General features: G+C 59.9%; 9 protein-coding genes. 4 read left to right on the top strand and 5 right to left on the bottom strand.

Features of this window, described 5'->3' with window-relative positions:
- Positions 1 to 19: 19 nt before the first annotated feature.
- From recF to gabP, 3 genes are all read left to right on the top strand, one after another.
- The gene (gene recF, locus ACLEJR_RS06900) at positions 20 to 1,123 is read left to right on the top strand and encodes a DNA replication/repair protein RecF (protein WP_440794590.1); all 1,104 of its coding nucleotides are present in this window, start codon (positions 20 to 22) and stop codon (positions 1,121 to 1,123) included.
- Between the two features lie 5 nt (positions 1,124 to 1,128).
- Positions 1,129 to 3,546 carry a DNA topoisomerase (ATP-hydrolyzing) subunit B gene (gyrB, locus tag ACLEJR_RS06895; protein ID WP_440794588.1) on the top strand — a complete coding sequence of 806 codons (2,418 nt, stop codon included), beginning with the start codon at positions 1,129 to 1,131 and terminating at the stop codon, positions 3,544 to 3,546.
- 305 nt (positions 3,547 to 3,851) lie between these two features.
- The gene (gabP, locus tag ACLEJR_RS06890; RefSeq protein WP_440812942.1) at positions 3,852 to 5,246 is read left to right on the top strand and encodes a GABA permease; all 1,395 of its coding nucleotides are present in this window, start codon (positions 3,852 to 3,854) and stop codon (positions 5,244 to 5,246) included.
- 134 nt (positions 5,247 to 5,380) lie between these two features.
- On the opposite strand, the gene ACLEJR_RS06885 is transcribed toward gabP, so the two are convergent.
- Positions 5,381 to 6,115 (bottom strand): response regulator transcription factor, encoded by a 735-nt coding sequence (locus ACLEJR_RS06885; RefSeq protein ID WP_440794584.1) that lies wholly within the window; start codon positions 6,113 to 6,115, stop codon positions 5,381 to 5,383.
- A gap of 198 nt (positions 6,116 to 6,313) precedes the next feature.
- Here ACLEJR_RS06885 and ACLEJR_RS06880 point away from each other — a divergent pair, with 198 nt between their 5' ends.
- On the top strand, positions 6,314 to 7,828 hold the full coding sequence (locus ACLEJR_RS06880; RefSeq protein ID WP_440813098.1) for an ATP-binding protein: 1,515 nt from the start codon (positions 6,314 to 6,316) through the stop codon (positions 7,826 to 7,828).
- Between the two features lie 156 nt (positions 7,829 to 7,984).
- Here ACLEJR_RS06880 and ACLEJR_RS06875 read toward each other — a convergent pair whose 3' ends face one another.
- From ACLEJR_RS06875 to glyQ, 4 genes are all read right to left on the bottom strand, one after another.
- Positions 7,985 to 8,764: a lysophospholipid acyltransferase family protein gene (locus tag ACLEJR_RS06875; RefSeq protein WP_440794582.1), complete on the bottom strand. Its 780-nt coding sequence runs from the start codon at positions 8,762 to 8,764 to the stop codon at positions 7,985 to 7,987.
- Between the two features lie 80 nt (positions 8,765 to 8,844).
- A complete protein-coding gene (gene gmhB / locus ACLEJR_RS06870) occupies positions 8,845 to 9,378 on the bottom strand; it encodes a D-glycero-beta-D-manno-heptose 1,7-bisphosphate 7-phosphatase (protein ID WP_440794580.1) in 534 nt (177 codons plus the stop codon).
- A 3-nt stretch (positions 9,379 to 9,381) separates the two neighbouring features.
- Positions 9,382 to 11,436 (bottom strand): glycine--tRNA ligase subunit beta, encoded by a 2,055-nt coding sequence (gene glyS / locus ACLEJR_RS06865; RefSeq protein WP_440812940.1) that lies wholly within the window; start codon positions 11,434 to 11,436, stop codon positions 9,382 to 9,384.
- Complete coding sequence (gene glyQ / locus ACLEJR_RS06860; RefSeq protein WP_022641565.1) at positions 11,433 to 12,386, bottom strand: glycine--tRNA ligase subunit alpha; 954 nt, start codon at positions 12,384 to 12,386, stop codon at positions 11,433 to 11,435. Before glyQ ends, glyS begins: the two co-directional genes overlap by 4 nt.
- Positions 12,387 to 12,450: the final 64 nt, after the last annotated feature.

The raw sequence follows: 12,450 nt of genomic DNA, 5'->3' as shown, positions 1-12,450 counted from the left end.
CATGCCCAGCAGAAGCTAGATGTCTCTAAGTCGCGTCTCGGTCACCGCGGTGCGCAATCTGCACCCGGTGACCTTCTCCCCCTCCCCTCGCATCAATATCCTGTACGGCGCCAACGGCAGCGGCAAAACCAGTGTCCTGGAAGCCGTTCACCTGTTGGGGCTTGCCCGTTCGTTTCGTAGCACGCGTCTGTTGCCGGTCATCCAGTACGATCAACTGGCGTGCACGGTGTTTGGGCAAGTGGAGCTGGCGGAGGGCGGACATAGCGCCTTGGGTATCTCCCGAGACAGGCAGGGCGAGTTCCAGATCCGCATCGACGGGCAGAATGCGCGCAGCGCCGCGCAACTGGCGGAAATCCTGCCGCTGCAGTTGATCAACCCGGACAGCTTCCGGCTGTTGGAAGGCGCACCGAAGATTCGTCGGCAATTTCTCGACTGGGGCGTGTTCCACGTGGAACCGCGTTTCATGAGCACCTGGCAGCGCTTGCAGAAGGCGCTGCGCCAGCGAAACTCTTGGCTGCGGCATGGTACACTTGACGCCGTTTCGCAAGCGGTTTGGGACAGGGAGCTGTGCCAAGCCAGCGCTGAAATCGATGAATACCGCCGCGCTTATATCAAAGCCTTGAAACCGGTCTTCGAGCAGACCTTGAGCGAGCTGGTTGAGCTTGAAGGTCTGACGCTCAGCTACTACCGAGGCTGGGACAAGGATCGGGAACTGAGCACCGTGTTGGCTGGCTCGCTGCAGCGGGACCAGCAGATGGGCCACACCCAGGCCGGACCACAACGCGCTGACTTGCGCCTCAGATTGGGCGCAAACAATGCCGCGGACATCTTGTCCCGGGGGCAGCAGAAGTTGGTAGTGTGCGCCCTGCGTATCGCCCAGGGGCACTTGGTCAGCCAGGCCCGTCGCGGTCAGTGTATTTATCTGGTGGATGACTTGCCGTCCGAGCTGGACGAAGCCCACCGCCGCGCATTGTGCCGCTTGCTGGAAGACTTACGCTGCCAGGTTTTTATCACCTGTGTAGATCACGAATTACTGAGGGAAGGCTGGCAAATGGAAACGCCGGTCGCTCTGTTCCACGTGGAACAGGGCCGTATCACCCAGACCCACGACCATCGGGAGTGAAGGCATTGAGCGAAGAAAATACGTACGACTCAACGAGCATTAAAGTGCTGAAAGGCCTGGATGCCGTACGCAAACGTCCCGGTATGTACATTGGTGACACCGACGATGGCAGCGGTCTGCACCACATGGTGTTCGAAGTCGTCGACAACTCCATCGACGAAGCTCTCGCCGGATACTGTGACGACATCAGTATTACCATTCACCCGGATGAATCCATCACCGTACGTGACAACGGTCGTGGCATCCCGGTAGACGTGCATAAAGAGGAAGGTGTCTCCGCCGCCGAGGTCATCATGACCGTACTGCACGCTGGCGGTAAGTTCGACGACAACTCATACAAGGTCTCCGGCGGTCTGCACGGTGTAGGTGTCTCGGTGGTGAATGCGCTGTCCGAGGAATTGGTGCTGACGGTTCGCCGCAGCGGCAAGATCTGGGAACAGACCTATGTCCACGGCGTACCACAGGCGCCCATGGCGATCGTTGGCGACAGCGAAACCACCGGCACCCAGATTCACTTCAAGGCTTCCAGCGAAACCTTCAAAAACATCCACTTCAGCTGGGACATTCTGGCCAAGCGGATTCGTGAGTTGTCCTTCCTTAACTCCGGCGTTGGCATCGTCCTCAAGGACGAGCGCAGCGGCAAGGAAGAGCTGTTCAAGTACGAAGGAGGCCTGCGGGCGTTCGTCGAATATCTGAACACCAACAAGACTGCGGTCAACCAGGTGTTCCACTTCAACATCCAGCGTGACGACGGCATCGGCGTGGAAATCGCCCTGCAGTGGAATGACAGCTTCAACGAGAACCTGTTGTGCTTCACCAACAACATTCCGCAGCGTGACGGCGGCACCCATCTGGTGGGCTTCCGTTCGGCGCTGACCCGTAACTTGAACAACTATATCGAGCAGGAAGGCCTGGCGAAGAAGCATAAGGTCGCCACCACCGGTGACGATGCCCGTGAAGGCTTGACGGCCATCATTTCGGTGAAGGTTCCAGATCCGAAGTTCAGCTCCCAGACCAAGGACAAGCTGGTCTCTTCCGAAGTGAAGACCGCGGTCGAACAGGAAATGGGCAAGTACTTCTCCGACTTCCTGCTGGAGAACCCGAACGAAGCCAAACTGGTGGTCGGCAAGATGATCGACGCCGCCCGCGCCCGTGAAGCGGCGCGCAAGGCCCGTGAGATGACCCGCCGCAAAGGCGCCTTGGACATCGCCGGCCTGCCGGGCAAACTGGCTGACTGCCAGGAAAAGGACCCTGCCCTCTCCGAGCTTTACCTGGTGGAAGGTGACTCCGCTGGTGGCTCCGCCAAGCAGGGTCGCAACCGTCGCACCCAGGCCATCCTGCCGCTCAAGGGTAAGATCCTGAACGTCGAGAAGGCGCGCTTCGACAAGATGATCTCCTCTGCCGAAGTCGGCACGCTCATCACCGCGCTGGGCTGTGGCATCGGCCGCGAAGAGTACAACATCGACAAGCTGCGCTATCACAACATCATCATCATGACCGACGCCGACGTCGACGGTTCGCACATCCGCACCCTGCTACTGACGTTCTTCTTCCGTCAGTTGCCCGAGCTGATCGAGCGTGGCTACATCTATATCGCCCAACCGCCGCTGTACAAGGTCAAGAAAGGCAAGCAAGAGCAATACATCAAAGACGACGACGCCATGGAAGAGTACATGACGCAGTCGGCCCTGGAAGATGCGAGCCTGCACCTGAACGAAGACGCCCCAGGTATCTCCGGCGAAGCCCTCGAGCGCCTGGTCAACGACTTCCGGCTGGTGATGAAGACCCTCAAGCGCCTGTCGCGTCTTTATCCACAGGAGCTGACCGAGCACTTCATCTACCTGCCGGCCGTCAGCATGGAGCAGCTGTCCGATCACGCCGCGATGCAGGATTGGCTGGCCCAGTACGAAGCCCGCCTGCGTACCGTCGAGAAATCCGGGCTGGTCTACAAAGCCAGCTTGCGTGAAGACCGCGAACGTAACGTCTGGCTGCCAGAGGTCGAACTGATCTCCCACGGCCTGTCGAACTACGTCACCTTCAACCGCGACTTCTTCGGCAGCAACGACTACAAGACCGTGGTCTCCCTCGGTGCGCAACTGAGCACCCTGTTGGATGAAGGCGCTTATATCCAGCGCGGCGAACGCAAAAAATCGGTCACCGAATTCAAGGAAGCCCTTGAGTGGCTGATGGCTGAAAGCACCAAGCGCCACACCATCCAGCGATATAAAGGGTTGGGCGAAATGAACCCGGACCAACTGTGGGAAACCACCATGGACCCAGGCTCGCGCCGGATGTTGAAGGTAACCATCGAAGACGCCATTGGCGCGGATCAGATCTTCAACACCCTGATGGGTGATGCGGTCGAGCCACGCCGAGACTTCATCGAGAGCAACGCGTTGGCGGTGTCCAACCTGGATTTCTAGAATCCCTCGCCAGCACATGCGATAAAAAAAAGCCAACGCCTAAAGCGTTGGCTTTTTTTTTACGTCTTTATTCAATGCACCGTTCTGAAACCGAACGGTCAAAAACCGGGTAACCCGGTAACACTTTGGAACAAAGCCTTCATCCTCAACGACTTGCAAATCTTAGTAAACCCCCGGAACCACGGGATCTCAGTTTTTCTGGCGTAAAACTTGCGTGCTGAATAAACAACACATCGTTTTTTTAAATTTACAGAAAACGATGGCAAGAGGCGGTACGAATAAATCCAATTCCAAGGGTAGTCTCAATGAGTGGTACGCAAGCTTCCAACAACCTGGAGCAAGGGCTCAAGCCCCGTCATGTGACGATGCTCTCCATTGCCGGCGTGATTGGCGCTGGTCTTTTCGTGGGTTCCGGCCACGCAATCGCAGCGGCCGGGCCGGCTGTGCTGCTGGCCTATGCGGCAGCCGGTGCGTTGGTGGTGTTGGTGATGCGCATGCTCGGCGAAATGGCCGTAGCCTCGCCGGACACCGGTTCTTTCTCGACTTACGCGGATCGGGCGATCGGGCATTGGGCCGGTTTCACCATCGGCTGGCTCTACTGGTGGTTCTGGGTGTTGGTGATTCCATTGGAAGCCAACGCGGCCGCGACCATCCTGCATGCCTGGTTCCCGAACGTGGCGATCTGGGTTTTCACCCTGGTGATCACCCTTCTGCTGACGGTTACCAACCTGTTCAGCGTGAAGAACTACGGCGAGTTTGAATTCTGGTTCGCCCTGGTCAAGGTCATCGCAATCATTGGTTTCGTGGCCCTGGGCGCGCTGGCGATCTTCGGTTTGCTGCCGACCAGCCAAGTCAGCGGTGTTTCTCACCTGTTCGATACCCAAGGCTTCCTGCCAAACGGCATGGGTGCGGTACTGGGCGCGATCCTGACCACCATGTTCTCGTTCATGGGCACCGAGATCGTGACCATTGCGGCTGCCGAATCGAAGAATCCGGGCCAGCAGATTTCCAAGGCGACCAATTCGGTGATCTGGCGGATCGGCCTGTTCTATCTCGTGTCGATTTTCATGGTCGTGTCGCTGGTGCCATGGAACGATCCGATGCTTGCCAGCGTGGGTTCGTACCAGACCGTGCTGGAACGCATGGGCATCCCCAACGCCAAGCTGATCGTCGATATTGTGGTACTGGTTGCGGTGACCAGCTGCCTGAACTCGGCGCTGTACACCGCTTCGCGCATGATGTTCTCGTTGGGCAAGCGTGGCGATGCGCCGGCGGTTTCCCAGCGCACCAACAAGAGCGGTACGCCTTACTGGGCAGTGATGCTATCGACCGCTGCCGCGTTCCTGGCAGTATTCGCCAACTACGTGGCTCCGGCCGCCGTGTTCGAATTCCTGTTGGCGAGCTCGGGCGCCATCGCTCTTCTGGTGTACCTGGTTATTGCGGTGTCGCAGTTACGGATGCGCAAGCAGCGTATGGCCCGCGGCGAAAAAATCGCCTTCAGCATGTGGCTGTTCCCTGCTCTGACTTACGCGGTCATTGTGTTCATCGTCGGGGCGCTGACCATCATGCTGTTCCAGGAAGCCCATCGCGTGGAGATCCTTGCGACTGGCCTGCTTAGCATTCTGGTGGTGGCGTGCGGATTGCTATTGCAGCGTCGTCGGGGTACGGACGCAGGACGCCTGGCGCAAACGATCGGGTGAAAACTCATTGTGGCGAGGGAGCTTGCTCCCGCTGGATCGGGCTGGGGCTCCAGCGTGGAGCGCTCAATAAAAGGGGCTGCTTTGCAGCCCAGCGGGAGCAAGCTCCCTCGCCACGAATTCAATCAGTCGCTTCTCTAGCTTGCGACTGATGCTTCACTCCCCACCGTCACACTTTCCAACCGATACCCATATCCGTAGATCGTCACCAACTGCCAACCCCGATCCGCTGTCAGCCCCAACTTATTGCGCAGGCGATAGATATGCGTGTCCAGCGGTCGGGACGAGGTCATTTCCTCGTGGGTCCAGAAACGTTCGTAGAAATATTCCCGGGACAGTGGCCGGCCAAGGTTGGCGAACAGGCAGCGGGCCAGCCGGTATTCCCGTTCAGTCAGGCTGATGGGGACGTCGGCGCGGGTGACGGTCAGCTCGGCGTCGTCGAACGCCAGGTCGTTGAAAACCAAGACTTCGCTGGCAGGCGTGCGTTGCAGGTTGTGGCGACGCAGCACGGCGGTGACCCTGGCCTTGAGTTCGTTGGGTCTGAAGGGTTTGCTCACATAGTCGTCGGCGCCGGCGTTGAGGGCCTGGACGATGTCATGTTCGCCGTCACGGCTGGTGAGCATGATGGCAGCCGGCGGCGCGTCCATGTGCTCGCGGGTCCAGCGTAACAGTGCCAGACCGCTGATATCCGGCAACTGCCAGTCGAGGATCAACAGATCGAAGGTTTCCCGGCGCAGCTGTCGCAACAGGTCCTCGCCGCGCTCGAAGCAGTGCATTGTCCAGGCTGGCTCGCCCCTGGCGGAAATGTGGTGCAGCGTCTGTTCTACCCGGCGCAACTCGGCCGGTTCGTCATCCAGTATGGCGATACGCATGGAACGCGATTTCCTTATCTCGGAAGTAATGGACAACTCAGGTGGCGCTGCATGGCAACGGCCCCTGTCGCTGGCTTGCGACAATACCGGCTCGCGACAGGCAGGGAAAGGCAGCAGCGCACCGCCCATCGAGTCCGCTATAGTCATAGGCTTTCAGCTTGCCGGTTCGCCTCCTCCTCCATGAAACATTATCCTGCCATGAACCACCCGCGCCGCCGTGAAAGTCGTGAGCCCACCCAGGTCCAGCGCTTGTTTCGCCAATTGGTGCACGAATGGTTGTGGATAAGTCTGCTGCTGTTGCCACCGACGGCCTTGCTCTCTTACACCAGCCAGACTCGCGACGGTGCAGGCGCGGCCGCGTTGTCGGTACTGCTGGTGGCGGGTGTGTTGGGGCTGCTGTTGTTGCGTCCGCGTCTGGCGCTGTGGTCGACGGTCGGTGGGATGAGCCTGGCCTTGTTGATCAGTGCCCTGCTGGAAGCAGAGGACTGGGAGTGGTCGCCCATGGCCAGTGTGTTGGGCATGCTGTTTGGCTATCTGATCTGGAACTGGCGGCGCCTGAGCGTGGTGCTGGCCTATTTCGGCTGGGAACTGGCGCGCCTGGATGCGGAGCCCAAGGTGTTTCCCGAACGCCGTCGTGCGCCTTATACCGGCAGTGACCGTTTGCAGGGCCAGATCATGGCCCTGGAACAAGCCATGAGTCGAACCCGCGATACCCGGCGCTTTATTGCCGACGGCCTGGAATACCTGCCCGTGGCCACCATGATCTGCGATCCCCAAGGCAAATTGCTGCTCGGCAACCGCAGGGCCCGTGATCTGTTCGGTCATGGCCTGGCCGGTGGCGATGTGGTGGAGTACCTCGCGCAATTGGGTTATCCAGGGCTGGAGCGCGGCGCGCAGCATCGTTTATCGACCTTGCCCTTGGTGGAGTTCCGCGACATTCGCGAACGCAGCCTGCGTCTGGAACGGGCGGCGCTGTTGCCGGTGGAAGGTGATGCACCGATTGGTTGGTTGCTGAGCCTCACGGATCTGAGCGCCGAACGCGAAGTTGAAGAGCAGCGCAGCGTGATGCTGCGCTTTCTATCCCACGACTTGCGTGCGCCGCACTCGGCCATCCTGGCGTTGCTGGACGTGCAGCGGCATCAGGCGGGCGGCGATCAACCGGTATTTGATCAGATCGAGCGTCAGGTCCGGCGTGCCTTGGAACTGACTGACGGCTTCGTGCAGTTGGCCAGGGCCGAATCCGAGGCTTATCAATTTCAGCCGACACTGTTTGCAATGCTGGTGCTGGATGTGATCGACCAAGCCTTGCCCCTGGCCCAGGCCAAGCGCATCCGCTTGACGCATCAACTGGACAACGAAGAGGTGATGGTCAGGGCGGACCAATCCTTGCTGACCCGGGCGCTGTTCAATCTGTTGGAAAACGCCATCAAGTACAGCGCACCTGAGACCTGTATTTCATTGCAGGTCTACGGCAGGGAGGATTGGCTGGTCTGCGAAGTCATAGACCAGGGCAAGGGCATTGAACCGCAGGAGTTGCCGGACCTGTTCTGTCAGTACCGACGGTTTTCGTCAGCTCACGGCGTGGATGGTGTTGGCTTGGGGCTGTCCATGGTCAAGGCTGTGATCGATCATCACGGTGGGCAGATCGAATGCCGGAGCGTGGTGGGTGAAGGCACCACATTCAGCATGAGGCTTCCGATGCTGGAAGATTGAAGGACCGCAGCGCCGTAGCTGCGATCCCAAACGCTATAAAAACTTATGCACCTGCTCTGAGGTTTTATGTGTTTATGAAATATGTATATAAAACATAGAGTTACTGCATAAGAATCGAAGTTTCAGGAAAAACGGTACACAGGTTATCCACAGATCTCAAACAGCAAGTTGATCGGTCGCCGCCGGTGCTGCGGCTGCCGGAGGCAACGAACCCATCTCGCGTTGGGTCTGTTCGTTCCAGGTCTGGACCCGGTCATTGAGATCGGCGATAGCGCGAGGCCCCGTGCCTTCGGCGTACATCGGTGCGCCGATGATTACCGTGATGGTTCCTGGCTTTCTGTTCCACCCAGCCTTGGGCCAGAATTTGCCGGCATTGTGTGCAATCGGCAATACAGGAAGCCCGGCGTTGACCGCCAATGCCGAACCGCTGCGGGAGAATTTGCCCACCGTTCCATAAGGCACGCGGGTGCCCTCGGGGAATATCAGTACCCAGACATTGTCCTTTAGCAATTCGTCCCCCTGCTTCGCCACTTGCTTGAGCGCAACCTTGGGGTTGTCGCGATCAATGGCAATCGGTCGCAGCATCGCCATGGCCCAGCCGAAGAAGGGCACGAACAGCAGCTCGCGCTTGAGGACCTGGCTCAACGGTTCGAAATAGGCAGAGAGAAAGAACGTCTCCCAAGTGCTCTGGTGGTTGGACTGGATCACGCACGGGCGGTCAGGCACGTTCTCGGCGCCCTTCACTTCATAGTGAATGCCCAGGAAAACCCTGCTCAGCCACAGGGCGCAGCGGCACCAGTACACGTTGATGAAACGGTAGCGCGCCTTGAACGGCAGGAAAGGCGCGACAAAAAAACTCAAGGTGCACCACAGCAAGGAGCTGGTGCCCAACAGCAGGTAAAAGAGAAAGGTTCTGATGGCCTGCAATATCGACATAGCGGCGTTTACCGTTGCGGGCAATGCCCGCCTGTTCAAGCGCTTCCCGAACAATCCCTGATCAGGATGTCTTGGGAGCCCTAGTTGTGGATAAGTTCAGCGGCAATCGCCGCCAGATCGTCAAAAATCAAGGTGCCTACCGGCAGGGTCTTGCCCAAGGTCTTCTGGCCTTTTCCGGTCTTTACCAAAACTGGCTGACAATCGACGGCCTTGGCCGCCTCCAGGTCACCGAGGCTGTCGCCGACGAACCACACACCCGCCAGTGCCACGTCGTAATGCGCGGCAATGGTTTTCAGCATGCCCGGCTTGGGCTTGCGGCAATCGCAGCCTTCATCCGGCCCGTGTGGGCAATAAACGATCAAGCCGACCTCGCCGCCCTGCTCCGCCACCAGTGCACGCAAACGCTCGTGCATGGCCTCCAGCACGGCCAGGTCGTAGTAACCGCGAGCAATGCCCGACTGGTTGGTGGCGACCGCCACCGTCCAGCCGGCCTTGCTCAACTGCGCGATGGCTTCGATCGAGCCTTCGATCGGCAACCACTCCTCCACCGATTTGATGTAAGCGTCGGAGTCGTGATTGATCACCCCGTCCCGATCGAGAATCAGCAGTTTCAAGGATTACCCCAGCAGCGAAATGTCGGCAACGCCGAGGAACAGGCCACGCAGACGCGCCAGCAGCGCGTAGCGGTTGGCCCGTACATTGGCGTCTTCGGCATTGACCATCACTGCTTCGAAAAACGCATCCACCGGCTCACGCAAAGCCGCCAGGCGTGCCAGGGTTTCGCTGTACTGACGCGCCGCCGCCATCGGCTGGACCGCCTGGTCCGCCTGCTGGATCGCAGAGTACAGGGAGAACTCGTTGGCGTTGTCGAAGTACTTGGCTTCGACGGTGCTCGCGATGTTGCCTTCGGCCTTGCCCAGCAGGTTCGACACACGCTTGTTCACCGCCGCCAGCGCCGCCGCTTCCGGCAGTTTGCGGAAGGCCTGCACCGCCTGTACGCGCTGGTCGAAGTCCAGGGCCGAGCCTGGCTTCAGGGCGCGCACCGACAGGTAGGTCGCGACATCGACGCCTTCGTCTTCGTAACGCGCACGCAGGCGGTCGAAGATGAATTCCAGCACCGCATCGGCCAGGCCGGCGGCCTTGACCTTGCTGCCGAACGCATTGACGGCAAAGGCCACGGCGTCGTTCAGGTCCAGGTCCAGTTGCTTGTCGATCAGGATCCGCAACACGCCCAACGCCGCACGACGCAGGGCATACGGGTCTTTGCTGCCGGTGGGCAGCATGCCGATGCCGAAGATGCCGACCAGAGTGTCGAGCTTGTCGGCGATTGCCACGGCTGCACCGGTCAGGGTGCTTGGCAGTTCAGCGCCGGCGCCGCGGGGCATGTACTGCTCGTTCAGCGCCAGGGCCACGTCTTGCGGCTCGCCGTCGTTGAGGGCGTAGTAGTAGCCGGCGATACCTTGCATCTCCGGGAACTCACCGACCATCTCGGTGGACAGGTCGCACTTGGACAGGATGCCGGCACGCGTCGCACGCTGGGCGTCGCCGCCGATACGCGGCGCAATGTACGCCGCCAGCTTCGACACACGCTCTGCCTTATCGTAGACGCTGCCGAGTTTTTCCTGGAACACCACGTTCTGCAGGCGCTCGTTGAAGCTTTCGAGCGGCTGTTTCTTGTCTTGCTTGAAGAAGAACTCGGCGTCGGTCAGGCGCGGGCGAACGACTTTTTCGTTACCGGCGATGATCTGTGCCGGGTCCTTGCTCTCGATGTTGGCCACGGTGATGAAACGCGGCAGCAATTTGCCTTCGGCGTCCAGCAGGCAGAAATACTTCTGGTTGTCCTGCATGGTGGTGATCAGCGCTTCCTGGGGCACTTCAAGGAAACGTTCCTCGAACGAGCACACCAGCGGCACTGGCCATTCCACCAGGGCGGTCACCTCGTCGAGCAAATCCTGCGGCACGATGGCGGTGCCTTCCTGGCGGGTCGCCAGCTCTTCGGTGCGCTTGCTGATCAGTTCGCGGCGCTCGTTGGCGTCGGCCAGCACGTAGGCGGCCCGCAGGTCGGCCAAGTAGTTGGCCGGCGAGGTAATGCGCACGCTGTGGGGGTGATGGAAGCGGTGACCGCGGGAGTCGCGACCGGCCTTCTGCGCCAGGATCGTGCAATCGATGACCTGGTCACCCAGCAGCATCACCAGCCATTGGGTCGGACGTACGAACTCTTCCTTGCGCGCGGCCCAGCGCATGCGCTTGGGAATAGGCAAGTCATTGAGGGAGTCTTCGACGATGGTCGGCAACAGGCTGGCGGTCGGCTTGCCCTTGATGCTCTGGCTGTAGCGCAGCTTCGGACCGCTCTGGTCGATTTCGCTCAGGTCCACGCCGCACTTCTTGGCGAAGCCCAGGGCGGCCTGGGTCGGATTGCCGTCGGCATCGAACGCAGCCTGGCGTGGTGGGCCGTCGAGGTTGATGCTGCGGTCCGGCTGCTGGGTCGCCAGGCCGGTGATCAGCACGGCCAGGCGACGCGGCGCGGCATAGACGTGTTTGGTTTCGAAGTTCAGGCCGGCAGCTTGCAGGCCTTTGTCGATGCCGGCCAAAAACGCATCGGCCAGGGTGTTCAGGGCTTTGGGTGGCAGTTCTTCGGTGCCCAGTTCAACCAGAAAATCTTGAGCACTCATTGTGCAGCCTCCAGCTTAGCCAACACTTCATCACGCAGATCCGGGGTCGCCATCGGGAAGCCCAGCTTGGCACGGGCCAGCAGATAGGCTTGCGCAACGGAACGCGCCAGGGTGCGTACACGCAGGATATATTGCTGGCGCGCCGTCACGGAAATCGCCCGGCGTGCGTCCAGCAGGTTGAAGGTGTGGGACGCCTTCAGCACCATTTCATAGCTCGGCAACGGCAGCGGCTGATCCAGTTCGATCAGACGCTTGGCCTCGCTTTCGTAGAAATCGAACAGTTCGAACAGCTTGTCGACATTGGCGTGTTCGAAGTTGTAGGTCGACTGCTCCACTTCGTTCTGGTGGAACACGTCGCCGTAGGTCACTTTGCCGAACGGGCCGTCGGCCCACACCAGGTCGTAGACCGAATCCACGCCTTGCAGGTACATCGCCAGGCGTTCCAGGCCGTAGGTGATCTCGCCGGTCACCGGGTAGCACTCGATGCCGCCCGCTTGCTGGAAGTAGGTGAACTGGGTCACTTCCATGCCGTTGAGCCAGACTTCCCAGCCCAGGCCCCAGGCGCCCAGGGTCGGCGATTCCCAGTTGTCTTCGACGAAGCGGATGTCGTGCACCAGTGGGTCGAGGCCCACGTGCTTGAGGGAGCCCAGGTACAGTTCCTGGAAATTCTCCGGGTTCGGCTTCAGGACCACCTGGAACTGGTAGTAATGCTGCAGGCGGTTCGGGTTTTCGCCGTAGCGGCCGTCAGTCGGGCGGCGGCTGGGCTGGACATAGGCGGCATTCCAGGTTTCCGGGCCGATGGCACGCAGGAACGTGGCAGTGTGGAAAGTGCCGGCGCCTACTTCCATATCGTAGGGCTGAAGTACCACGCAACCTTGCTCGGCCCAGTATTGCTGGAGGGCGAGGATCAAGTCTTGGAAGGTACGCACGGCTGGCGTAGGCTGGCTCACGAAATTCACCTGTTTCTTGGGCTGCGATTTAAAGAGCGGGAGTATACCCGATTCGTTCGTGCGC

Origin of the sequence: Pseudomonas sp. SMN5, from assembly GCF_052041925.1 — a bacterium.
Classification (GTDB): domain Bacteria; phylum Pseudomonadota; class Gammaproteobacteria; order Pseudomonadales; family Pseudomonadaceae; genus Aquipseudomonas.
Note: the sequence above shows the minus strand (reverse complement) of the source record. Positions and strands in the feature narration are given on the sequence as shown.